A 24,397-nucleotide genomic window follows, 5' to 3' on the forward strand; every position below is an offset into this window, starting at 1 on the left:
TCTTCAGAAAGAGCATCAAACATTATCTTTTAACTTTTAGAGTAAAAGTAGAAAAATGGTTTTAATTGTTTCATAAGATTAACTCAGTATTTGCAGAGTGAAGTATATTAAAAACATTAAATTTGCTGTGCTATGGAATTTTCATCAAAATTATTAGAAAAAGCAGTTTATGAAATGTCGCAGCTTCCTGGTATAGGAAAACGAACTGCTTTGCGATTAGTACTACATCTGTTGCGACAACCCAAAACACAAACCGAACATTTAGTAATGGCTTTAGGAACATTGCGAAATGAAATTAAATTTTGTCAAAATTGCCATAGTATAAGTGATGTAAATATTTGTGATATCTGTAGCAACCCAAATCGGGTTCGAGACATGATTTGTATTGTAGAAGATATTCGTGATGTAATGGCAATCGAGAGTACGGGTCAATATAGAGGCTTGTATCATGTATTAGGAGGTAAAATAAGTCCTATGGATGGTATTGGTCCTCAAAATTTAAATATTAGCTCGTTAATTGAAAAAGTCAAATCAGGAGAAGTGAAAGAGTTAATATTTGCCTTAAGCGCGACTATGGAAGGTGATACCACAAATTTTTACATTTATAAACAGTTAGAAGGAGTAGAAATTAAGACATCCACTATTGCTCGTGGGATTGGGGTTAATGATGAATTAGAATATGCTGATGAAATTACACTGGGTAGAAGTATTGTAAATAGAATTCCTTTTGAAAATGCATTAAAGAATTCTTAATTGACCAGCTGTAAATAAACTGCTTCTGAAATTATCTGTAATCATAGTAAGTTATAATGTTCGATATTTTTTAGAACAATGTATATTAAGTGTACAAGATGCTATACGTGCTATTGATGCAGAGATTATAGTTATAGACAATAACTCTTCTGATCAAAGTTATACGATACTCAATAGTAAATTTCCAGAAGTTATTTTTGTAAAGAATGAAGAAAATGTAGGTTTTGCAAAAGCAAATAACCAGGCAGCTTCTATAGCTAAAGGAGAATATTTATGCATCTTAAATCCTGATGTTGTTGTTGCATCAGACACCTTTATTGATATTATAAATCAGGCAGAGAGTTTACCTAACGCTGGACTAGTTGGACCGAGATTGATAGATGGTACCGGAAATTTTCTTCCTGAGAGTAAACGTAATATCCCATCACCTCTAACCTCATTCAGAAGGCTTTTTGGAATCAAATTAAGTAAAGTCAAAAATTACTATGCCGATCATGTTTCAGAAACAGAAGTAGGAGATGTCGATATTTTGGTTGGAGCTTTTTTTGTTGTGAAAAGAGAGCTGTATAGGTCTATCAATGGATTTGATGAGGATTATTTTATGTATGGAGAGGATATTGATCTATCTTATAAAATTAAAAAAAATGGATATCAAAACTATTACTTAGGAAATCTGGTATCTGTTCATTATAAGGGAGAAAGTACAGATCGGAATGCCAAATACGTTCGGCGTTTTTATGGAGCAATGCGCGTGTTTTATAGGAAACACTTTAAGAGTAACGTGGTGTTGGATTTTATGGTTTCTACTGCAATACGAATTATATCTCTTGTACAGTCATTACGAAATTTTGATAAAGAAAAAAGAAAAATAGACCAATACTATTTAGTATCTTCAGATATGGGTTTGTGTGAAGATTTATCCAAAATATTGGATAAGAATATAGAAATATATAGAACTGTGAATCAAGAAGATTTGGGAGATCAAAATATCGAGATTATCTTTGACAATAATTGTATGACTTTTGGGGAGATCATTGAACAAATGCAATTCTTGAAAAGAAATACAGTAACGTTTAAAATTAGACCTAAAAATTGTAATTATATTTTAGGTAGTGATTTTAAAGATGGGAAAGGTGAAATAAAAATATTTTAATTAAAATTTAGTATAGAAAAACTAATTTTTAAGCTTAATTTTAATTAAATTCGCAAAAAAACTAACATACAAACACTTTTAATTACGGATATGGCAAAATTTGAGCTTAAACTTCCAAAGATGGGTGAAAGTGTTGCAGAAGCAACAATAACGACTTGGTTAAAAGAAGTTGGAGAAACTATCGAACTAGATGATGCAGTTGTAGAGATAGCAACAGATAAAGTGGATAGTGAAGTGCCTAGTGAGGTAGAAGGTGTGCTATTAGAAAAACTATTTGAAGTTGATGATGTGGTGCAAGTAGGCCAAACTATTGCTATTATAGAGACCGAAGGAGAAGGTGGAGTAGAAGCAGCATCGACAGGGACAACAATTGAAACCGAAGAACCTCCTAAAGAAGCGGTGGTCATCGAAACACAAATTACTGAAGCAACCGAAACTGTAACTACAGCTACTTCAGATTTTTCTGAAGGGAGTAGATTTTATTCACCTTTAGTAAAGAATATTGCCTCAACCGAAGGAGTTTCATTAGAAGAGCTTGAAGGGATTTCTGGAACCGGTAAAGATGGCCGAGTTACCAAAAATGATATTCTTCAATTTATTGAAGATAGAAAAAATGGTAAAGTAGTTACTCAAACTACTAAAGAAGAGGTTAAAAAAGCACCAGTTGTGGCTACACCAGCCAAAAAAGAAGCTTCCAAGCCCACGCCAGTGGTTGCATCAGGAGAAGATGAGATTATTGAAATGACCAGAATGGGTAAACTTATTGCTCATCATATGGTAGAATCAGTGCAGACTTCAGCACATGTTCAATCATTTATCGAAGCAGATGTTACCAATATATGGAATTGGAGGAAAAAAGTGAAAGCAGATTTCATGAAGCGTGAAGGAGAAAATCTGACATTTACTCCAATTTTTATGGAGGCAGTTGCAAAAGCAATTAAAGATTTTCCGATGATTAATATTTCTGTTTCTGGAGATACTATAATCAAAAAGAAAAATATAAATCTGGGTATGGCAGCAGCTTTACCTGATGGTAACCTTATTGTGCCTGTTATAAAAAATGCCGACCAGTTAAACCTTGTGGGTATGACCAAAGCAGTTAACGATTTAGCTAATCGTGCACGTAATAATGCTTTAAAACCAGATGATATACAAGGCGGTACATATACTGTAACCAATGTAGGTACATTTGGTAGTATTATGGGAACCCCTATAATCAATCAACCTCAGGTTGGAATATTGGCTTTAGGAGCGATTAGAAAAGTTCCTGCCGTTATCGAAACACCAGAAGGAGATTTTATAGGTATCAGGTACAAGATGTTTCTTTCACATTCATATGATCATAGAGTAGTAAATGGAGCGCTAGGAGGACAGTTTGTACAGCGAGTAAAAGACTACTTAGAGGCATTTGATGCCAATAGAGAGTTTTAAAAGCTAGATAAATTTATAAATAAGATGTAAACCACGACATGCCTTGCTAGTCGTGGTTTTTTTATTTAAGGATTTTTGTGTTAATTTAATGTATTACTCGACGTTAATAGTTACTACTACTCATTTTATAAAATATAGAAGTGCACATTGTTACCAGAAAATCTGAAGTGAAAAAATACGTTGATCAATGTGTATTGGTGTATCAGAGCAAGGGGTTAACAGAGTGTGTAAATGAGTTACATGATTTAGTTTTAAATAGAAAAGTAAGGTTTCCTCTTTTAGAATTTTGTGCGAAAACACTCTATCAAGAAATTTTTGAAGATGAACATATTGATTTTTGTGATCAGATTGAAGCATTGCATACCGAAGGAGGAAATGTTATTCTAGGAATAATGTTGCAAATTCGATTGAAAGATAGTTTTAAACAATCTATTGAAAAAGCTACGGAATATGTATCCAATGCAGACATTTGGTACGTTTGTGATATTATAGGAGAGCGCGTATTTGGGTATGCATTACTACACTGGCCCTCTAAAACGATTCCAGAAATAAAAAGATTATCTAGTCATTCAAGTAATTGGGTGATTCGCTCTTTAGGAGCAGGAGTTCATTATGCGATTAAAAAAGGTTTGGATCAAAATAGTGTTAAAACTGTTTTTAGACTTTTGCTATCCATGGCAAATACAAAAGATAAAGAAATAAGACAAGGGATAGGTTGGGCAGCCAAAACTACGGCAAAATTTCATCCGGATGTCATTGATTTTTTTCAGAAAGAGATTGATAATAAAGAACGAGTTGCTCATTGGTTTAGAACAAAAATAAGTATTGGTTTAAATAGGAATGATTATGCCAAAAGAGATTGAAGTTAAATCCGTTTTAAACAAAACCAAAAGGAGAGATGATTGGTTTTTAGATGATTATACATTTAATCCGTATAGCAGTTGTTCGTTTAATTGTCTGTATTGCTATATCCGTGGTAGTAAGTACGGAATGAACCTCGAGAATAGTTTATCAGTTAAAATTAACGCGATAGAAGTATTAGATCGGCAATTGGCAAATAGAGCTAAGAAAAATCAATACGGGGTAATTGTGTTATCCTCAGCCACTGATCCTTATTTACAAATTGAAGAGAAATATGAGTTAACCAGAAAAGCGTTAAAAGTAATTCTCAAACATAGGTTTCCGGTTCATATCATAACTAAATCTGATTTAATTGAGAGAGATTTTGATATTCTCAAGGAGATTGATCAACAAGCAATTCTGCCCAAAGACTTGCTAGAATTGAATAGAGGAGTTATTGTTTCGTTTTCGTTTTCGTCTCTTGATGATAAGGTGGCTAGAATATTTGAACCTGGTGCCACAAAACCTTCTATGCGATTGTTGGTCTTGGAAAAATCAGTACATCATGGTTTCTTGACAGGTGTTAGCTTAATGCCGTTATTACCATATATTACGGATACTAAGGAGCAATTAGATTTTATGTTTTCTACACTAAAAAATAAAAATATAGATTACATACTTCCGGCGACCATTACCTTATTTGGAAATGGAAATTCTGATAGTAAAACACTGATGTTAAATGCGGTCAAAAAACACTATCCAGAACTCTTACCTAAATACTATAAATTCTTTAATAATAGCTCAAACATGCCAAAGTATTACAGTACTGCATTTTATAAGAAAATGGGAGAGCTTTGTGTTGACTATAAATTAAATAATACAATACTAGAAGCAGCTCAAAAAAGGGGGTGAGAAATAATATAAAACTGTTTTGCGAATATCTATTCTATACTATCCTTCTTTTTTAATTCCTTACTGCGTTTTACGTCAATAGTTTCAAGTTTGTCATTAACAATAAGGTTATACGTATAATGTGATTCTACATCTGCTAACGGGATAAGAATGAGCATTTGTACCTTGCTTTTTGCAGGGATAATTTTGATCATAGGTTTGTTTGCACTGCGTCGATATCCTATAGGGTTAATCTTTAAAAACACACTTTTTTCGGTATCGGTATCGTTTTGGATGTAGAGTATTGTTCGTTTTTTCTGTTTATCTTCAATCAGACGAAGTGATTTTTCTTGAGAATACGAAATAAAACCAAATAAAATGGTGCAAAGATATATAATAAGTGTATTTCGATTCTTCACAGAAAATTCAATTGTTTTGTTTTATAAAGATACACGTTTTATCCTCTGAACAAAAAGAACCGATCTTTCATGTTTTCAATTTCTGAATTCTTATTGGTTACAATATAATCTATGGCTTCTGTTGTAAATTTTTTGCCTTTATCAGTTAAAGAAACAATGTCTTTTTCAATGGTGATCATATTATTTTTTAGGGCTAAATCTAATACAGATTTCGATCGTACTTTTTGCCAGTTTATATGTTCGTTTAAATGCTTTACATGTCGTTCTTCCTCTTCGTGATGATTTCCAAGGTGAAGAAGAAATGTTAGCAGAGAGACTTCTATACGCTGTTGTTTTTGACGATAAAGTACAGAGAAAAAACCTCTGTTTGGAGCAAATAGATAAACCAGCAAAAATACCAAACCTAAAACAGATGTCATAGATCCTGAAATAGACGTATCTAATCCGTGAGCTAACCAATATCCAGCAATAGCACTACATACACCAAACAAAACGGCTAACAAAAGCATTTTTTTGAGGTTGTTGGTTAGTAAATATGCCGTAGCTGCTGGCGCTATCATCAATGCAATAACTAAAATAGCCCCCACTGCATCAAAGGCACCTACAGTAGTGATAGAAGAGACAGTCATTAATCCATAGTGTACTACAACTGGTGATAATCCTAAAGCAGATGCAAGACCAGCATCAAATGTACTTATCTTAAGCTCTTTGAAAAATGCTATTAATAATCCTAGGGTTATTACTAAAATAACACCAATAATCCATAAAGATTTTGGACCTAAATCTGTTCCTTGTATCATAAGTCTGTCAAAAGGAGCAAAGGCTAGTTCACCTAGTAGAACAGCATCAATATCTAAATGTACATCATTAGCATTTTGTGCAATTAGAATAATACCTATGCTAAAAAGTGCAGGAAAAACAAGCCCAATAGCAGTGTCTTCTTTTACTAATCCTGTTTTTTGAATAAATTCTACCAGAACAACCGTGAGTACTCCACTGGCTGCGGCCATAACGATAAGCAAAGGAGATGATAAATCATGAGTGATGAAAAATCCTATGACAATCCCTGGTAAAATAGAATGACTTATAGCATCAGTTATTAAGGCCATTTTGCGTAATACTAAAAACGTCCCAGGAATAGCACAAGCTATAGCTACCAAACTTGCAATCAGTTGTATTTCTATCTGTGCATTACTCATCTTCGTTATTCGTTAATTGATTGTATAGGTTTGCTGCGGTTTGATATCCTGATTCGGTCATAGACCACATATTGCCCTGTATTTTTATGTAATCCTTATCTTCAAGTTTTTGAAGCGATTTTCTGGTAAAACCTTGGAAATTATTTAAAATTTTAATGGCATGAGGATGAGCAATGTCTTCATGTGTTTTCGCAATGTTGTACATAAATGATAAGGTCTTATGCAGTTGAAGATCATTCCTGTTTTTTCTGAAACGTATTTCTCTAAACAATAATCCCCGTCCGGGAGAGAAGATAAAAGAGAACAGTACAAAAACACCTGCAACCAAAACAATTACTGGTCCAGTTGATAAATTGTTATGACTGGCACTAATTGCGGTACCTACAACACCTGATAATGCTCCAAATATAGCGGCCAAAATCACCATAATACCAAGGCTATTAGTCCATTGTCTTGCTGCCGCAGCAGGTGCTAATAGCATAGCGCTCATTAGTACTACTCCCACGGTTTGTAATCCAAGAACAATGGCAATAACAATAAATGATGTAATTAGAATATCTAGAAACCTAGTGTTAAATCCTAGTGTTTTGGTATAGTCTGCATCAAATAAAAGTATTTTAAGTTCTTTCCAGAATAATAATAAAATTGCTAAACTAATACTGGTAACAATTACCATAAGCCATACATCACTTTCTAAAAGAGTTGCGGCTTGTCCAAAAAGATAACTTTCTAAACCTGCTTGATTGGCATTTGGTATTTTCTGAATATAAGTAAGCAATAGCATTCCAAATCCAAAAAATAGGGATAAGATAAGTCCAAGGGCAGTATCAGATTTAAGATGAGTGTTTCTTATTATTCCTCTGATCCAAAAGGTACCGACTAATCCGCTTATTAAAGCGCCTAATAAAAAAATAGAACTGTTTTTTGTGCCAATAATCAAAAAAGCAATGGCTATACCCGGCAAAGCAGCGTGCGAAATTGCATCTCCTAACAGGCTTTGTTTTCGTAATACAGCAAAACTACCCAACATACCGCAGATTGCACCGAGCACAGCGGTACCTAGTGTTATAGTACGTAGCGTATAATCGGTAAAAACAAGCTCTATGTATTCTTGTAAATTCATAACTACTATTGATTTACGGCTACTTTATAATTGATTCCATAAGTTTTGGTAAGATTATCATCGTTAAAAATGTCTTTAACCGGTCCTGTAGCAATCTTTTTTACATTTAGGAAGGTTACCCAATCAAAATATTCTGGTACGGTTTGTAGATCATGATGCACAACAATCACTGTTTTTCCTGCTTTCCTAAGCTCCTTAAGAATATTAATAATCGCTTTTTCTGTAGTGGCATCTACTCCTTGAAATGGCTCATCCATAAAATAAATAGCGGCATTTTGTACTAAAGCCCTAGCTAAAAAAATACGTTGTTGCTGTCCTCCGGAAAGCTGGCTGATTTGCCTGTTTTTAAAAGCGAGCATTCCCACTTTTTCTAAAGCTTCAAGAGCAGCTTTTTTTTCTTTTTGACCGGGTCTTTTGATCCACCCTAAACTTCCATAGGTACCCATTGTAACGACATCCAGGGCAGTGGTAGGGAAATCCCAATCCACACTTCCTTTTTGAGGAACGTATGCCACTAGTGATCGTTGTTTTTTGTATGGTTTTCCATAGATTTGTATACTACCGGCAATAGGGTTGATGATATCCAAAATCGATTTAATCAGAGTGGATTTTCCGGCCCCATTTGGACCTACGATTGCCATTAAAACCCCTTCTGGAATAGCAAGATCAATATCCCATAAAACAGGTTTGTAGTTATAAGCTACAGTAAGATCGTCTATCTGAACCGCAATTTTATCTTCCATCACTTAAGTGCGTTAACAATAGTGTTTACATTATATTCAAACATACCGATATAAGTGCCTTCCTTAGACCCTATGTTTCCTAGAGCATCTGAGAATAGAGTTCCCCCGATTGCTACTTCATGATCTTTTGATTTTACCGCAGCTTGTAGAGCTTCAATAGTTCTTTTTGGTACCGAGCTTTCTACAAAAATGGCCTTTACCTCTTTTTCAATAATAAAATTAGCTAATTTCTGCACATCTTGCACTCCGGCTTCGGTTGCAGTAGATAATCCTTGTAGGCCTACCACGTTAAATTCATAGGCTTGTCCGAAATAACTAAATGCATCATGTGCGGTAACTAAGATTCGTTTTTCTTTTGCCAGTGTGGCAATTGTTTTTTGCAATCGATCTTCTAATTTGCTAAGTTTTGCTAAATAGGTTTCACTATTAGCTTTAAAAACATTGGCATTTTTTGGATCTATAGTGACAAGTTGATTGGTTATAAATGTTGTTATTAATTTCCAATTTTCAACATTAAACCAAATATGCGGATCATAATTTGAAGCAAAATAATCAGATCCTATTAGCGTGCTTTTGTCCAAACTCTCGCCAATGGCTATCGTTTTAATGTCCTGATGCTCCATTTTTTCGAATACTTCAACTAATTTACCTTCAAGATGCAAACCGTTATAGAAGATTACATCGGCATTCACTAATTTAGTTACATCGCCTTCACTAGCTTTATATAAGTGTGGATCAATACCACTGCCCATTAACCCCTGAACTTCGATAGCATCACCGCCAATATTTTTAACCAAATCCGTGATCATAGAAGTGGTGGTTACTACATTGAGTTTTTGATTTTCGTTCTTAACTCCTTTTTTGCAGGAAAATAGGGCTAAAGCGACTATGAGGATTGTTATTATTTTTTTCATTTTGTTTCTTATTGTGATTTAAAATGTTTTTTTATTTTATGACTCTAAAATGAATGACTAATTAGGTAATCGTATACTAATTCCGGCACTTAATAATAAATTTTGGCCTTCGGTTATACCAGATCCTACGGTTGCATCTAACTGAATTGAGTCACTTAATAAATAAGTGAATCCCGCATCCCAAAGATGATTTGCACTACTGTCTTCGGGCAGATCTCCATACAATTCGGCATAGATTCCGAAATTATTGGTAATACTGTACCCATATACAAATGTGTATACATAGGCAGCTTCGGGAGAATCATCACCCCAGGCTGCACCCAAATTATATGATAAACTCGATTTTTCACTCAAAGTATGTGCAAAAGAAAATCTAAAATCAACTCCTGTAGTTTCTGGCTTAAAATCACCACTCGCACTAAATGGTAAATATAAATGACCTAGAAATCCAATTTCTGGTAGTAATCCTTTTTCTTCGGTAATGCCAATTTTTGCTCCTAATAATAATGGTGATAAACCACTGGCAACATTAGCATCTTCTATTCCATTCCTCTCAGTCTTGATTTCAGTAAAATCCCAGCCTACTCTTAGTTCTAAGTTGTCTAACAAACCGTATCGTAGAAGTGTAGTGTTAAATGTGGTTGCTTTTTCTTTTACTATGTCTTCTCCCAAATCTTCATAAAACGCTCCAGTTTCAATTTGTAAGTATCCTTTTGGTACTACTGTCGGAGACTCTGTCTGATCTGGTCTATCTGTTACGAGCGTTCCGGGGTTTGTTTTTTCTTGAGAAAAGATACTGTTAAAAGTTAGGTAACTTAAAAAAGTAAGTAAGATGATTCTTCTTAATTGCATTAGGTTTATTAATTTTGTTTAATTATTGACGCAAAACTAAAAAAGTTAGTTATGACTAACAAATTAAATTTGAATAATTTAACAAAGAGTGAAGAAGACTATTTAAAAGCTCTTTTTCAACTGCTTATAGAAGGGAATTCTCCTAAGGTTGGTAATAACCAATTGGCCGAATATCTTAAAGTATCTCCGGCATCAACGAATAACATGATTAAAAAGTTGAAGGCTAAAGCATATGTGGTAAGCGAAAAGTATGGTAAGCTCGATTTAACCGAAGAAGGGAAGTCTATTGCTGTACGCTTAATTCGGAAGCATAGGTTATGGGAAACTTTTCTTTGTAATTATTTAAACTTTACGTGGGATGAGGTTCATGAAGTCGCAGAACAATTGGAGCATGTTAAATCTCGCAAATTGGTCAATGAGTTGGATCGATTTATGGATTATCCTAAAAAAGACCCTCATGGAGAATTGATTCCTAGTGCAGATGGCGATTATTCGGTTTTGCCTAAAGTGATGTTGTCTTCATTGTCTGAGGGTGATGTTTGTAAATTAGAGGCGGTAAACGATGGATCGGTTAATTTTTTGAAATACGTCTCCGAGATAGGTCTCGTGTTAAGTAGTGAGATAAAAGTCCTCGAAATACGAGAGTTTGATAAATCTATCAGAATAGAATTTAATAATGTTGTAGAGACCGTAACACGGAAATTTGCTGATAATGTATTTGTTAAGAAGATAACGTGATTTTTGTAAATGTTAAAATAGAGTTAGGCTATAACAATGTTAAAGAATAGCTGTTATCTTTGAGTATCACACAATCAATTTATGGAGCTTAATTTAAAAAAACCGATATGTTTTTTCGATCTTGAAACTACCGGTGTAAATATTTCTAAAGATCGAATTGTTGAAATTTCTATCCTAAAAATATTTCCAAATGGTACTCAGGAAAGTAAAACCTGGTTGGTAAATCCAGAGATGCCTATTCCACCAGAAACAACTGTTGTACATGGTATAGATAATGCTAAGGTGGCTAATGAACCCACTTTTAAACAGCTTGCAAGTAAAGTTAGTGAAATGATTAAGGGGTGCGATTTAGGAGGATTTAATTCTAATAGATTTGATATTCCTTTATTGGCAGAAGAGCTATTGAGGGCTGGGCTCGATTTTGATATGAAAAATACTGTAGCTATCGATGTACAAACCATTTATCATAAAATGGAAAAGAGAACCTTATCCGCGGCGTATAAGTTTTATTGTGATAAGGACCTAGAGGATGCTCATTCTGCAGAGGCAGATACCAATGCAACATATGAGGTTTTAAAAGCACAATTAGATAGGTATCCTGAATTAGAGAATGACGCCAAATTTTTATCAGAGTTTAGTTCAAGAAAACAGTTTGCCGATTTTGCAGGCTTTATTGCTTATGATGATAATGGTAAAGAAATTTTCTCCTTTGGTAAACATAAGGGTAAATTGGTGGAGCAGGTTATGGAGGATGAGCCGGGATACTTTGGTTGGATACAAAATGCAGACTTTCCTTTATATACCAAAAAGGTTCTTACCGCAGTTAGACTTCGTAAGTTAAATAATAGCTTAAATTTATAGTGTTTAACAGAATTTAGAATAATGAAACTTATTTGTATAGGTCGTAATTATACTGATCATATTGAAGAGTTAGAAAATGAAAAACCAGTAGATCCTGTGGTTTTTTTGAAACCTGACACAGCAATTTTATTAAAAAAGCAACCCTTTTTTATCCCTGACTTTTCTAATGATGTACATCATGAAGTTGAGATTTTGGTAAAGATTAATAAAGTTGGAAAATATATAGACAGAAAATTTGCTCATAAATATTATGACAAAATTGGTTTGGGGATAGATTTTACTGCTCGAGATCTGCAACGTAATCTTAAAGAAAAAGGATTGCCATGGGAGAAAGCCAAAGCCTTTGATGGGGCAGCAGTTGTTGGTAATTGGATTTCAAAAGATGAATTTCAGGATGTTAATGATATTGACTTTAGTCTGGAGAAAAACCAACAGCTTGTACAACAAGGGAACACCAAATTTATGTTGTGGAAAATAGATGAATTGATAGAATATGTTTCAAAATATTTTACTTTAAAGATAGGAGATGTTATATTTACAGGAACACCAGCTGGTGTTGGACCTGTAAAACCAGAAGATATTTTAACAGGATATATAAGTAACAAACAAGTTTTTTCAATAAAAGTAAAATAATGAGCAAAGGATATAGTTTAAAAAATGTAGATGAATTGTCCGGTGGGGATAATGAGTTTATAGCTGTCTTGGTACAAACTTTTTTAGAAGAAATACCGCCAGATCTTGATAGTATGGTACAAGCTGTAGAATCAGATAATCCGCAGATGGCATATCAGTATGCTCATAAAATGAAACCTAATCTTCAATTATTTGATATAAATCTTTTATCGCAAATAAAGCAAATAGAAGCATGGTCCAAAACCAATAAAGCAAAAGAAGAAATAAAACCAGTGCTAGATCATATAGTAGTTACAGTAAATGGAGCTATAGAGGATTTGAAAGCTGATTTTCAATAAATAATATGCTGGCAGAAATAATTACTATTGGTGATGAAATTCTTATTGGTCAAATTATAGATTCTAACTCTGCCTTTATTGGTAAAGAGCTTAATAAGATTGGTGTTGATGTTTTACAGATTACTTCGATACGTGATGATAAGCAGGATATTTTAAATGCTTTGGCTCAAGCAGAAAAGCGTGTAGATATAGTTATACTTACTGGTGGTCTAGGTCCTACAAAAGATGATATTACCAAACATACCATTTGTACCTATTTTGATGATGAATTAATACAAGATACTAAGGTGTTAAGGCATATAGAAAAGCTTTTTGAGAAGTATATTTCGACACCAATTTCAGACATAAACCGCCAACAAGCATTAGTGCCAAGTAGATCCACAGTATTAATGAATCTTTATGGTACTGCTCCTGGTATGTGGATAGAACAGAATGATAAAGTATTTGTGTCTATGCCTGGAGTGCCTTACGAAATGAAAGGTTTAATGAAAAATGAGGTGCTTCCAAGATTGCAAAAAAGATTTGATAGGCCTCATATTATTCATAAAACAGTGCTTACTTATGGTATGGGAGAGAGTGCTATAGCTGCAAAAATTGAAGATTGGGAAGATAATCTTCCCTCTTTTATAAAGTTAGCCTATTTGCCAAATCTTGGTAGCGTAAGGTTACGTTTATCGGGTAGGGGTACAGATAAAAAACTTCTTGAAGATACTATTGAAAATAGGATAGAAGGGCTTCATGACATTATTGGAGAGATTATAGTGGGGTACGAAGAAGATGAAAAGATAGAGGTAAGAATAGGGCAGTTATTGATAAAAAATGGAAAGACGATATCTGTAGCAGAAAGCTGTACAGGTGGTAAAATAGCGCAATCCTTTACTTCAAATGCAGGGTCTTCTGCCTATTTCAATGGAGGGGTAGTTACATATGCTACACAATCCAAAATTGATGTTTTAGGAGTGGATAGTGATATTATTGAGAAATATACCGTAACCAGTGCTGAAGTGGCCGAAACTATGGCCGCTACGGTTAAAGAAAAATTTAAATCAGATTACGCAATAGCTACCACTGGTAATGCTGGTCCTACGAAAGGAGATGGAGATGTCGAGGTAGGTACCGTTTTTATAGCTATAGCAACTCCGGAAAAGGTCTTTTCAGAGAAATTTGTCTTTGGTAATTCAAGAGAACGTACAATAGGTAAAGCTGTTGCTAAGTCTTTTGAGTTATTATTGTTGGAATTAAAAGATGCGCATAATTAACTTTTAAGCACTTTTTTTAGTCCAGTTAATTGCATCTTTAAGATCATTAAATTGATAAAACGGTTTCCTAGCAAAATGCTTTTCTACAACAATAGATTTCTCACATGCTTTGCTATATGTGACTACACCATAACCATTGAAGTTTTTCATTGTGTTAAGAGGGCAAAATAAATAGTCAACAGGGGCTATTGAATGAGAATTAATTCTGTTGGAAATATATGAAAAGGATTTTGTATCTGCATAATGTTTAAGAATTAGTGGGATGAGGTCATCAAGTTTTTCAAGAGTTATGACCTCTCCCTCATTTACTTCGGCAATAAAATATTTCTCATAAAAATAATAAGTGCCAAGTGTGAGGTTTCTTACTTCTATTAATTTATCGTCTTCAGTTTTCATGATTGTTTAACTTTTTGTTAGTGAAGATTGAGTCGATAAATGATCGTTATCCTTATTCTTAAATGTTGTTTTTCAGTTATTTATATTGTTTTTGGCTATTTCAAACCTTATAGTTGATAACTTTATTTATACATCAAGGTTTTCTGAAATGAAATTCATGAATAGTTATGCCTAGTTTGTGATTTTATTGCAAAATGATTTTGTGATGCACTTATACAAAGTGTTATTCCCGTTCGATTAGTTCTTCTGCCCAGTCAATTGCGTCATCTAGATTGGTGAATATTTGGTTTGGCCAACTCATAAATGTCTGTTCTAATTCTGCAATTTTTAAATTAATGTTATCATAAACGACAATTGCATATCCTTTAAGATTTGGGAAAAGTTTAGAGGATTTATAATGTCCGGTTGGAATAAACGAATATGAATGAACTCTATTAGAAATATAAACAAATGGAATAATATTCTTGTAATGTGTTTTGGTAAGATTAAAAAGCTCTTTCCCGCTCTCAAAATTGAGATTTAGTCCTTCTTTAATTTCACCAATGACAAAGTTTTGGTAAAAATAAAATACTCCTATATCAAGAGTGTATTCCTTGACAGGTTTCCTGTTCGTTTTTGGAGTCATAATATAAAAAAGTTGGTATATCTAAGATAAACTAATTAGATATTAAAAATCAATATTCAAAGATTTTTTTGTACCAAGGCTTAATTAACTGTAGTCATTTTTTTAGACCACGTAATAGCGTCTTCAAGGCTATTAAAAACATCTGTTGGGATATCAGCGAAGGTCTTTTCGAGACATGCGATTTTGTGATTTACTGGATCATATGTCACTATGGCGTATCCTTTAAGATTTGGAAATTTTTCTGAAGATCCATGAATTCTGGTGGGTTTGAAAGAATATGAATTAACTCTATTGGAAATGTAAGTATAAGGAATCGTTCCTTTGTAATAGGTTTCGATTAATTGATATAGTTTCTTTCCACTTTCAAAGTTAAGGTCAGATCCTTCATTTACTTCGCCAACCACAAAATTTTCATAGAAATAAAACATTCCTATGTCGATTTCATGCTTTTGTATAAGTGAACCTTCAAAGTTTTTAACCATTTTAATCTATTTGTATTGCTAAAATATGTAATAAATATGAAAATTATGGTTTGACCTTATTCTTGTTGAGGTAAATATTTTTATTTTTGATTGATAAAACCTCTTATTTTCGTTTTGAGAGGAGGGAAATTGGGAAAATAAAAAAAACAGAAAAATTTACGAAGCTATTATTGGTGGTTCGGTAAATAATTTGTTAATTTGCACCCTGTTTTGAAATAATACCAAAATTAAGAAGAGATGTCAAGAGTTTGCGAGCTTACAGGTAAAAAAGCAATGGTAGGAAACAATGTTTCTCACGCGATGAATAAAACAAAACGTAAATTCAATGCGAATTTGATCAAAAAACGTTTTTATATTCCAGAAGAAGATAGATGGGTAACCCTTAAAGTGTCTACTTCAGCATTAAAAAATATAAATAAGAATGGGATCTCTGCTGTTTTAAAAGAAGCAAGAGCAAAAGGTTTTTTAACTAAATAATCTCTATTTTTAAAAGATATACAAATGGCAAAGAAAGGCAATAGAGTACAGGTAATTTTAGAATGTACAGAGCATAAAGCTTCTGGTAAACCAGGTACATCAAGATATATTACTACTAAAAATAAGAAGAACACACCTGACAGAATGGAGCTAAAGAAATTTAATCCTGTTCTAAAGAAAATGACTGTTCATAAAGAAATTAAATAATAAGACATGGCAAAGAAATCAGTAGCATCGTTACAGACAGGATCAAAGAGATTAACTAAGGCCATCAAAATGGTAAAGTCTCCAAAGACAGGGGCTTATACTTTTGTAGAGTCTATCATGGCTCCAGAAGCTGTAAATGACTTTTTAAAGCAAAAGTAGTTTCCCTTTTAAAATCTTTTAAAAAGAAGCCGTTTCAATTGTATTGAAATGGCTCTTTCTTTTTATATTTAGGTAATCTAATTAGATAAATTCATTTTTTTGAATTTATAGTATATTGAATTAATAGAAATGGGACTTTTTAAGAATATATTTTCTTCAGAAAAAAAAGAAACGCTAGATAAAGGGTTAGAAAAATCTAAAACGAGTTTTTTTTCAAAATTAAGTAAAGCTGTAGCCGGTAAATCTAAAGTAGATGACGAGGTGCTGGATGAACTTGAAGAGGTTTTGGTGTCTAGTGATGTTGGTGTAAAAACTACAATAAAGATTATTGAAAGAATTGAAGGGCGTGTAGCAAAAGATAAATATTTAGGAACAGAAGAGTTAAACCAAATATTACGTGAAGAGATCGCTAATTTACTATCAGAAACCAATGTTGGAGAAGCTGTAGATTTTGAAATTCCTCAAGGTAAGAAGCCGTATGTTTTAATGGTGGTAGGAGTTAATGGAGTTGGTAAGACAACTACAATAGGTAAATTGGCTCATCAGTTTAAAAATAAAGGCTTGAATGTTGTTTTAGGTGCTGCAGATACTTTTAGAGCGGCAGCTATTGATCAATTACAGGTTTGGGCTGATAGGGTAGATGTTCCTATTGTAAAACAGGCAATGGGAAGCGATCCTGCTTCTGTAGCGTTTGATACATTACAATCTGGAGTTAATCAAAATGCCGATGTTATTATTATTGATACGGCAGGAAGGTTGCATAATAAGGTTAATTTAATGAATGAATTAACAAAAGTGAAACGAGTAATGCAGAAAGTAGTTGAGGATGCTCCGCATGATGTATTATTAGTTTTAGATGGTTCTACTGGTCAAAATGCTTTTGAACAGGCAAAACAATTTACAGCAGCTACCGAGGTGAATTCTTTAGCGGTAACAAAACTTGACGGAACCGCAAAAGGAGGAGTTGTTATTGGTATTAGTGATCAATTTCAGATTCCCGTAAAATATATTGGAGTAGGTGAGGGTATTGAAGATCTTCAGGTATTTAATAAGTATGAGTTTGTTGACTCATTTTTCAAATAAGAAGATGTTGTAAAGTATACATTTTTCATCTAAGTCTAATGTCTTGCTTCTACTAATTTTGTAGTCACAAGTGATTTTTTACATAAATAAACCTTCAAGAAATTGAAGGTTTATTCCCAATTCACATAATCTTTATTGTAAATAATTCCCGTTATACAAAGACTGTGATTATAAGTATGGGGCAATATATTGGGATTGGTTAGCTTGTTTTAAGTAGAACTAGATATGCCATAAAGATGCAATATATAACTAAAAAAGCTCCACTTATTAATATTCTGTATTTTGACATGATTTTAATAGTTTTTGACGTGGGTTTGTGTTTCGGTCTTAACAATTGTGGTAGTAGTGATTGATTTTTTTTTAGAGGTGATCAATATTGTTATAAAGAATAGCATTGAAAAAATAAATAATAGACTTATTATGGTTTTTAGTTTGTTTTTCATAATTCAAGGGGTGTATGGGGTTTTATTATGATAACAGTATATTATTTTGATTTAAAAAACAGTTGATCTTTACTTACGCCATTATCTTCTCTTTCTAATTGTATTTGGTTTTCTTTTATTTTTTTTATGTTCCAGATACCGTTAAGTTTATCTAAAGGTGTTTCCGTACCAAAATCAAAACGAACTTCTTTTTTTCCTTCAGAGGTAGTAGATATAAACCAAGTACCGTTAGTTGTTTCTCGAGTAACTTCATTTTCAATGACTAGAGTATTGCTTTCAGAAAAATCGAATATAAAATCTTTGTAATTTTTTGATTCATTACTTTCATTATCCTTATACTTCAATACTTCCCAATTTTTGCTAATAAGAATTTCCGAGAATTCATCATCGTCGTCGTCGTCATCGTCATCATCGTCATCATCGTCATCATCGTCATCATTACCATTATCACAGTTATTTGCGATAGCTGTTTCAATAGCATCTTCTAGATTTTCAAGATCATCAATTCTAATTTCAGAATCGTTAGAGAGAAGTATTGTAATCGGAAAGTCGATATTTACAATGTCTTCTTTATCTAAATTTTTGATGTATAGATGTAAGTCTCTATCGTTTTTGAAGGTTATAGTTGTTATTAATTCACTTTGAACATTAAAAGCAGATGCAGAAAACGGATATTCATAATCAAGGCAAACTATGTGCTCATCATCATTGTCTTTACTTTCATTACAATCATTAACAAGTTGTTCAAATTGATCTATAGTGTTTACTATGGTTTCAGAAAAATCGGTAAATATAACTGTGATTGGAAAACTAAAAATAATCTCATCAGAATCGTCAAAAACATCTTCTAACAATTCTAGCTCATCATCAGAGTTAATAGTAATTTCTTGCCCATTAGCGGTTATTGTATATGGTAGCGAAATGCTAAAGCAATTTGAGCGATCTATACCATCATCAATGGACCCATCATTAGAAGTGGTTCGCAACATTAAGTTTGCTATTTTAGAATTAGCCTTTAGTAATTGGTTATCTGCATTGGGTTGTGTAACTTCATCTGATTCACTTCTACACGAAGTGGCAAAAACCACTAAAAATAGTGTAATAGTATATAGAATTGAATTGATCTTAATGTTCATGACGTATAATCCTTTCAAAATGATTGGTATAATTATAACAACTAACTTATAAAAAATCCTTTTTTCTTTTTCTTTTTTTTACATTTAACCTTAACAAAATCGTCATAATGCCAAAAGACCTACATGAAAATGTCTGTTCGGAAAAGATATTTTCAAAGATCTACAATACCTATTCAAAGGATTTATATAATTATCTATATTATAAATATGGTGAGTCTCTTGGGCCTAATGATAAGATGCAAGATGCTTTTATCAAGCTGTTAGATAATTGTAAAAAAGTTACTCCTGCCAAAGCCAAAGGTTTTTTGTTTAGTGTTGCAAAAAATATGATGTTGAATGAAATTAAACATCAAAAAGTTGTATTAAGGTATAGGGAAATTAAACCCAAAGAATATACAAATGAATCTCCAGAATTTATTATTGAACAAAAACAATTCTTACGTAAATATCAAAATGCTTTAGCCGGACTAACAGAGGACCAAAGAGTTGCCTTCTTGTTAAATAAAGTAGAAGGAAAAAAGCACTCCGAAATTGCCGAAATGCTTGGAGTTACGCGAAAGGCTGTAGAAAATAGAATTTATACGGCTTACAAAAAACTTAAGAATGAAATAGAAGGATTTAAATAAATTTTAAATTTTTAAAGGAAAAACAAATACTTGGTTGTTTTATATATAGAAGCACGATAAAAATGGATAAAGAATATCTTTTAAAGAAATGGTTAGCAGATGATTTAACGCCTTCTGAAGCTAAAGCTTTTGAAGCGTTAGATGATTATAAAGCACACATAAAAATACTTGACGATGCTCAATTTTTTAAGGCTTCTGAAGTTTCTGAGATTGTAGGCTTAGAAGAGTTTTATGAAAAGATAAATAGTGCTCCTACCCATTCAGATACTACCATATGGTACAAACCTCTTTTAAGAGTAGCAGCTATTGTAGCAATTATACTTGGTGTAGGATCTTTTTTCTTCTTTGATGGAGACGCAAATGTTGGTTCTTTGGCAAGTGAAAAAATTTCTGTAACACTTCCTGATGAATCAGCTGTGGTATTAAATGCAAAATCAAATATTATATATAATAAGCGTGATTGGAACGAAAAACGAGAAGTAGTTCTTGATGGTGAAGCTTTTTTTAAAGTAACTAATGGATCTACCTTTGATGTAATTACAAATGCCGGTAAGGTAAGTGTTTTGGGAACACAATTCAATGTCAAAAATCGTAAGGGATATTTTGAAGTACAGTGTTTCGAAGGCTTGGTAAATGTGCAATACAATGGTGATGCTAAAAATTTACCAGCAGGATCTACGTTTAAAGTTGTAAATGGGGTAGCAACTTCTGATGCTACCTCAGATAACGAACCGAAATGGATTAATAATATAAGCGATTTCAAAAGTGTCCCATTCCATGAAGTTATTCAAGAATTTGAAAGACAGTACGATGTTATTTTTTCATTAGAGAATATAAATACTTCGCGTATATTTACTGGAGGTTTTGTACATACTAATATAGAAGATGGGTTAAAATCCATAACTTTACCTCTAGATTTGGAATATAAAATTGATTCAAAAAAGCATATTACATTATATAAAAGTAAACTATAGTTGGCATGCTATTGCCGCACTATGGTTGTTGTTTTGTATTTTCTCTTCTCATGCACAAGACATTGATAATAAAATAGCACTGATCGATGTTATTTCGGATTTAGAAGATCGCTTTCAATACAAGTTTACATTTGCAGACGATACTATTGAAGGAATTTTTGTACCTCCCCCTAACGTAGAATATTCTTTTGAAGAAGTTTTAAAATTTCTTGATTTACAAACTAATTTAAGATATAGCATACTCGCAAATAACTTTGTGTCCATAAACAAGAAGAGCTCTTCTTTCGTAATTTGTGGAGTTCTTAAAGATAATTACACCAAATCTTTTCTTCAAGGCGCTTCTGTGCAAGGAAAAAAAACAGCCGTTATTAGCAATTCAAATGGAGAGTTTGAACTCGAGGTTTTTGCTGATACCGAAACTATTATTATTGGTCATTTGGGATATAATACGTTATACCGACTTGCAAATTCTTTTGTTGTCAATGAGTGCTCTGAAATTTTTATGGATGTTAAAACAGAAACATTATCAGAAGTAATACTTAGTAATTATATAGTTAAAGGTATTGATAAGACCAGTGATGGAAGCTTTCAAATAGACTATAAAAATTTTGGTATTCTTCCAGGACTTATTGAGGCAGATGTTTTACAAACCGTACAGGCATTGCCAGGGATCCAAAGTGCAGATGAAACAGTTTCTAATATTAATATACGTGGCGGTACTCATGACCAGAATCTCATACTTTGGGATGGAATAAAAATGTATCAATCGGGTCATTTTTTTGGGTTAATATCTGCTATAAATCCATTGATCACCAGAAAAGCAAAGTTGCTAAAAAATGGAACTAGCCCAGAATTTACAGATGGAGTTTCTGGAACTATGATAATGAATACTGATACTGCGATTAATGATGATTTTAGAGCAGGTATAGGTGTTAATATGATTAATACCGATGTTTTTTCTGATATTCCTTTAGGAAATAAATCTTCTATACAAGTGACAGCGAGAAAATCAATTCGAGATATAGCAGAAACACCAACTTATTCTCAATATTCCGATAGAATTTCGCAGGACAGTGAGGTCGAAGGTCAAAATTTCTTAACCTCAGACATTGGTTTCGATTTTTATGATGTCAACCTGCGATGGAATTATAATGTAACCCATAAGGATAAACTAAGAATAAATTTTTTGACCATTAACAATGAACTCGTTTTTTCAGAAAATGCAACAATAGATAATACTCTGATATCTAGACAGAGTAGCTTAAGTCAGAATAGCTTTGCCGGAGGTGTATGGTATCAAAGAAATTGGAATGATAAGTTTAGATCAGTGTTGCAGATATACGAAACAGATTATATCCTTAAATCCATTAATGCTAACCTTCAACAAGAACAACGGTTTTTACAAAAAAATACTGTGTCTGAAACAGGTCTTAAGTTAAAGGGGTATTATGATTTCAATGATAAGATTACTTTTTTAAATGGTTATCAATTTATAGAGACGGGAGTGTCTAACCTTAATGACATAGATTCTCCTGTTTTTAGAGAAAAAAGAGATAGAGTTATACGTACCCATAGCCTATTTTCTCAAATACATTATACACCTCATAGATCTGCTTCTTTTAATTTAGGAGTTCGTTATAATTATAATGATAAATTTAATACGCATATCGTAGAGCCCAGGTTAAGTTATAATCAAGAAGTCTTCAAGTATTTTAATATAGAAATATTGGGAGAATTTAAACATCAGAACACATCACAGATTATAAATTTTCAAAATGATTTTTTAGGGATAGAAAAAAGAAGATGGGTACTATCTAACGATGATGATATCCCGGTAATCAAAAGCAGGCAAATCTCCTTAGGTTTACAATACAATAGATTTGGTTGGCTTGTAAATGCCGAGGGATACTACAAAAAAGTTAAAGGCATAACTGCAAGAAGTCAGGGATTCCAGAATCAATACGAATTTGTTCGTGCTATTGGCGATTATACAGTAAAAGGAGTTGATTTTTTATTGAATAAAAGATACAAGAATTTGAGCACATGGATGAGTTATTCTTATGCACATAACGAGTATCTTTTTGAAACCTTTGAAGAACGTAAGTTTCCTAATAATATTGAAATTACGCATTCTGTAACATTGGGATCCTCGTATTCTTTTCGTGATTTTAAAATTTCTGCAGGTCTGAATTGGAATTCAGGATTGCCAACGACTAGACCAATTCCGGATAGTCCAATTGCTTCCAATCAAATTAATTATCAAAGCTCAAATAGTAGTAGGTTAGACGAGTATCTTAGAATTGACCTATCAGCAACATATGATTTTAAAATTAGCAAAAATATTCAGGCACATACGGGGTTTTCGATATGGAATCTTACAGATAGACAAAATGTGATCAATAATTATTATCGAATTAATGAACAAAACCTACCTCAGGAAGTAATAGAATCATCTCTAAGTATTACTCCAAATGCTACATTTAGAGTGTCTTTTTAGAGGTTAGGAATGATTAGTTAATTAGTAAATTAATTTTTTCCCATAAACTATTATCAAAGCTTGATGGACCCAATAATGATTCTCCTGCATTGTCCCCCATTCTTACAATAACAAGATTCTGACTTGGAACGATATATAGTTTTTGATCATCTTTACCTAGACCAGCAATAAGATCGTCTGGAGCATTTGGTATTAGTTTTCCGGGAAATTCTATTTCAGCAGCAGGTGTTCTAAAGCTATTTTTTCCATTCAACCACCATAAATATCCATAGGCTTGATTTAAATTTTGTGACATAGTAGTCATCTCTTTAAAAAAATCTTGATCGGACAAAATCTCCTCTGTATCCCAGGAACCATTATTCAAATTTAATAAGCCAAAACGCGCCATGCTTCTGGCTGTACTATAATAAATATTAGCAAATCCAAAACTTAACCAAGTGCCATTCATACCAATTCTGTTTTTTATTTTGGTATCAAAATAGCTTTCAAAATTTTGATTTGCGGCTCCAGATACTATGTCGGTTAAGACTGTATATGTAGCATTGTGGTAATACCAAAAAGTACTCGGTTTGTTTAGATAGGTTAGGCAGTCGCTATTTGTGCAATTTTGGTTAGAAACATTATAATCTAACCCGGTGGTCATGGTTAAATGATTTTTAATAGTAATCATGTTTTCCTGTTCACTGGTGAGTGTAGCCCATCCGGTACCCAAGTAGTTATGTGAAGCCTCATTAATACTTAATAAATTTTCTTGTTGTGCGACTCCAATAGTAAATGCGGTTAAGGTTTTTCCAGCAGAATACCATGGATTATTATCTTCTGCGGTGGCCCCATTAAAATATTTTTCTATTACTATTTTACCGTTCTTAAGGATAATAAAAGCTTTAGTAGACTTTTCTTTTAAAAAATCATACAGTTGTTGTTCATTATTTGAATTCCATCCCAAATCTGATACAGAAACGGTTTGCCATGAGTTGGTGTCTATTGGAGGGAAATAGAGTGCTGAAACGTCTAAAGGGTTGGGGTTTTCAGAATTTTGATTAATTATTTCAGAGGTACTATCAGAACATGAAATATTAAAAAAAATCATGACGAGTATTAGCATAAAAATCTTATTCATAAACAAGGGCTTTGTAGGTTAAGAC

General features: G+C 32.9%; 28 protein-coding genes. 17 read left to right on the forward strand and 11 right to left on the reverse strand.

Annotated elements, in window-relative coordinates; all coding sequences use genetic code 11:
* The first annotated feature begins 132 nt into the window (after positions 1–132).
* The 5 genes from recR to JJQ60_RS15570 all read left to right on the forward strand — a co-directional run bounded on the left by recR (position 133) and on the right by JJQ60_RS15570 (position 5,089).
* Positions 133–753 (forward strand): recombination mediator RecR, encoded by a 621-nt coding sequence (recR, locus tag JJQ60_RS15550; RefSeq protein ID WP_201922223.1) that lies wholly within the window; start codon positions 133–135, stop codon positions 751–753.
* An 82-nt stretch (positions 754–835) separates the two neighbouring features.
* Entirely contained in the window at positions 836–1,906 is a 1,071-nt protein-coding gene (locus tag JJQ60_RS15555; protein WP_317194020.1) for a glycosyltransferase family 2 protein, read from the forward strand.
* A gap of 90 nt (positions 1,907–1,996) precedes the next feature.
* Entirely contained in the window at positions 1,997–3,337 is a 1,341-nt protein-coding gene (locus JJQ60_RS15560; RefSeq protein WP_201922226.1) for a dihydrolipoamide acetyltransferase family protein, read from the forward strand.
* A gap of 167 nt (positions 3,338–3,504) precedes the next feature.
* A complete protein-coding gene (locus JJQ60_RS15565; protein WP_201922229.1) occupies positions 3,505–4,200 on the forward strand; it encodes a DNA alkylation repair protein in 696 nt (231 codons plus the stop codon).
* The gene (locus JJQ60_RS15570; RefSeq protein WP_201922232.1) at positions 4,184–5,089 is read left to right on the forward strand and encodes an SPL family radical SAM protein; all 906 of its coding nucleotides are present in this window, start codon (positions 4,184–4,186) and stop codon (positions 5,087–5,089) included. The genes JJQ60_RS15565 and JJQ60_RS15570 overlap by 17 nt, the downstream gene beginning before the upstream one ends.
* Positions 5,090–5,118: 29 nt before the next feature.
* On the opposite strand, the gene JJQ60_RS15575 is transcribed toward JJQ60_RS15570, so the two are convergent.
* Genes JJQ60_RS15575 through JJQ60_RS15600 form a run of 6 tightly spaced genes read right to left on the reverse strand, consistent with a single transcriptional unit; the run spans position 5,119 to position 10,318 of the window.
* A complete protein-coding gene (locus JJQ60_RS15575; RefSeq protein ID WP_201922235.1) occupies positions 5,119–5,487 on the reverse strand; it encodes a hypothetical protein in 369 nt (122 codons plus the stop codon).
* 38 nt (positions 5,488–5,525) lie between these two features.
* Positions 5,526–6,686 (reverse strand): metal ABC transporter permease, encoded by a 1,161-nt coding sequence (locus JJQ60_RS15580; protein WP_201922238.1) that lies wholly within the window; start codon positions 6,684–6,686, stop codon positions 5,526–5,528.
* Positions 6,679–7,809 (reverse strand): metal ABC transporter permease, encoded by a 1,131-nt coding sequence (locus JJQ60_RS15585; RefSeq protein WP_201922241.1) that lies wholly within the window; start codon positions 7,807–7,809, stop codon positions 6,679–6,681. The genes JJQ60_RS15580 and JJQ60_RS15585 overlap by 8 nt, the downstream gene beginning before the upstream one ends.
* A 5-nt stretch (positions 7,810–7,814) precedes the next feature.
* On the reverse strand, positions 7,815–8,552 hold the full coding sequence (locus JJQ60_RS15590; protein ID WP_201922244.1) for a metal ABC transporter ATP-binding protein: 738 nt from the start codon (positions 8,550–8,552) through the stop codon (positions 7,815–7,817).
* Positions 8,552–9,466, reverse strand: a complete 915-nt coding sequence (locus tag JJQ60_RS15595) for a metal ABC transporter solute-binding protein, Zn/Mn family (RefSeq protein ID WP_201922259.1) — start codon at positions 9,464–9,466, stop codon at positions 8,552–8,554. Before JJQ60_RS15595 ends, JJQ60_RS15590 begins: the two co-directional genes overlap by 1 nt.
* A gap of 57 nt (positions 9,467–9,523) precedes the next feature.
* The gene (locus JJQ60_RS15600; protein WP_201922262.1) at positions 9,524–10,318 is read right to left on the reverse strand and encodes a transporter; all 795 of its coding nucleotides are present in this window, start codon (positions 10,316–10,318) and stop codon (positions 9,524–9,526) included.
* A 51-nt stretch (positions 10,319–10,369) separates the two neighbouring features.
* Here JJQ60_RS15600 and JJQ60_RS15605 point away from each other — a divergent pair, with 51 nt between their 5' ends.
* From JJQ60_RS15605 to JJQ60_RS15625, 5 genes are all read left to right on the forward strand, one after another.
* Positions 10,370–11,056, forward strand: a complete 687-nt coding sequence (locus JJQ60_RS15605) for a metal-dependent transcriptional regulator (RefSeq protein WP_201922265.1) — start codon at positions 10,370–10,372, stop codon at positions 11,054–11,056.
* Positions 11,057–11,137: 81 nt separating this feature from the next.
* Complete coding sequence (locus JJQ60_RS15610; protein WP_201922268.1) at positions 11,138–11,917, forward strand: 3'-5' exonuclease; 780 nt, start codon at positions 11,138–11,140, stop codon at positions 11,915–11,917.
* Positions 11,918–11,938: 21 nt separating this feature from the next.
* Positions 11,939–12,550, forward strand: coding sequence for a fumarylacetoacetate hydrolase family protein (locus JJQ60_RS15615; RefSeq protein WP_201922271.1), 612 nt, complete (start codon positions 11,939–11,941; stop codon positions 12,548–12,550).
* Positions 12,550–12,888, forward strand: coding sequence for an Hpt domain-containing protein (locus JJQ60_RS15620; protein ID WP_201922273.1), 339 nt, complete (start codon positions 12,550–12,552; stop codon positions 12,886–12,888). Before JJQ60_RS15615 ends, JJQ60_RS15620 begins: the two co-directional genes overlap by 1 nt.
* Positions 12,889–12,893: 5 nt before the next feature.
* The gene (locus JJQ60_RS15625; protein WP_201922276.1) at positions 12,894–14,147 is read left to right on the forward strand and encodes a competence/damage-inducible protein A; all 1,254 of its coding nucleotides are present in this window, start codon (positions 12,894–12,896) and stop codon (positions 14,145–14,147) included.
* 3 nt (positions 14,148–14,150) lie between these two features.
* On the opposite strand, the gene JJQ60_RS15630 is transcribed toward JJQ60_RS15625, so the two are convergent.
* The 3 genes from JJQ60_RS15630 to JJQ60_RS15640 form a co-directional block, all read right to left on the reverse strand.
* Positions 14,151–14,543 carry a hypothetical protein gene (locus JJQ60_RS15630; protein ID WP_201922278.1) on the reverse strand — a complete coding sequence of 131 codons (393 nt, stop codon included), beginning with the start codon at positions 14,541–14,543 and terminating at the stop codon, positions 14,151–14,153.
* A 223-nt stretch (positions 14,544–14,766) separates the two neighbouring features.
* Positions 14,767–15,168, reverse strand: coding sequence for a hypothetical protein (locus tag JJQ60_RS15635; protein WP_201922281.1), 402 nt, complete (start codon positions 15,166–15,168; stop codon positions 14,767–14,769).
* Positions 15,169–15,248: 80 nt separating this feature from the next.
* Positions 15,249–15,650: a hypothetical protein gene (locus JJQ60_RS15640; RefSeq protein ID WP_201922284.1), complete on the reverse strand. Its 402-nt coding sequence runs from the start codon at positions 15,648–15,650 to the stop codon at positions 15,249–15,251.
* Between the two features lie 237 nt (positions 15,651–15,887).
* On the opposite strand from JJQ60_RS15640, the gene rpmB reads away from it, so the two are divergent.
* The 4 genes from rpmB (at position 15,888) to ftsY (ending at position 17,576) form a co-directional block, all read left to right on the forward strand.
* Positions 15,888–16,127, forward strand: coding sequence for a 50S ribosomal protein L28 (gene rpmB / locus JJQ60_RS15645; protein ID WP_066313819.1), 240 nt, complete (start codon positions 15,888–15,890; stop codon positions 16,125–16,127).
* Positions 16,128–16,151: 24 nt separating this feature from the next.
* Positions 16,152–16,334 (forward strand): 50S ribosomal protein L33, encoded by a 183-nt coding sequence (gene rpmG, locus JJQ60_RS15650; protein WP_201922286.1) that lies wholly within the window; start codon positions 16,152–16,154, stop codon positions 16,332–16,334.
* A gap of 6 nt (positions 16,335–16,340) precedes the next feature.
* Positions 16,341–16,493: a DUF4295 domain-containing protein gene (locus tag JJQ60_RS15655; RefSeq protein WP_201922289.1), complete on the forward strand. Its 153-nt coding sequence runs from the start codon at positions 16,341–16,343 to the stop codon at positions 16,491–16,493.
* A 129-nt stretch (positions 16,494–16,622) separates the two neighbouring features.
* Positions 16,623–17,576: a signal recognition particle-docking protein FtsY gene (gene ftsY / locus JJQ60_RS15660; RefSeq protein WP_201922292.1), complete on the forward strand. Its 954-nt coding sequence runs from the start codon at positions 16,623–16,625 to the stop codon at positions 17,574–17,576.
* Between the two features lie 484 nt (positions 17,577–18,060).
* On the opposite strand, the gene JJQ60_RS15665 is transcribed toward ftsY, so the two are convergent.
* The gene (locus JJQ60_RS15665; protein ID WP_201922296.1) at positions 18,061–19,155 is read right to left on the reverse strand and encodes a hypothetical protein; all 1,095 of its coding nucleotides are present in this window, start codon (positions 19,153–19,155) and stop codon (positions 18,061–18,063) included.
* Positions 19,156–19,262: 107 nt separating this feature from the next.
* Between JJQ60_RS15665 and JJQ60_RS15670 the strand changes: the two genes are divergently transcribed.
* From JJQ60_RS15670 to JJQ60_RS15680, 3 genes are all read left to right on the forward strand, one after another.
* Entirely contained in the window at positions 19,263–19,781 is a 519-nt protein-coding gene (locus JJQ60_RS15670) for an RNA polymerase sigma factor (RefSeq protein ID WP_201922299.1), read from the forward strand.
* Between the two features lie 62 nt (positions 19,782–19,843).
* A complete protein-coding gene (locus tag JJQ60_RS15675) occupies positions 19,844–20,755 on the forward strand; it encodes a FecR family protein (RefSeq protein ID WP_201922302.1) in 912 nt (303 codons plus the stop codon).
* Positions 20,712–23,252: a TonB-dependent receptor gene (locus tag JJQ60_RS15680; RefSeq protein ID WP_236669146.1), complete on the forward strand. Its 2,541-nt coding sequence runs from the start codon at positions 20,712–20,714 to the stop codon at positions 23,250–23,252. The genes JJQ60_RS15675 and JJQ60_RS15680 overlap by 44 nt, the downstream gene beginning before the upstream one ends.
* Before the next feature lie 13 nt (positions 23,253–23,265).
* On the opposite strand, the gene JJQ60_RS15685 is transcribed toward JJQ60_RS15680, so the two are convergent.
* Positions 23,266–24,372 (reverse strand): serine hydrolase domain-containing protein, encoded by a 1,107-nt coding sequence (locus tag JJQ60_RS15685; RefSeq protein ID WP_201922305.1) that lies wholly within the window; start codon positions 24,370–24,372, stop codon positions 23,266–23,268.
* Positions 24,373–24,397 lie beyond the last annotated feature (25 nt).

Origin of the sequence: Aquimarina mytili (genome assembly GCF_016735115.1) — a bacterium.
In the GTDB taxonomy this organism is placed as follows: Bacteria; Bacteroidota; Bacteroidia; order Flavobacteriales; family Flavobacteriaceae; genus Aquimarina; species Aquimarina mytili.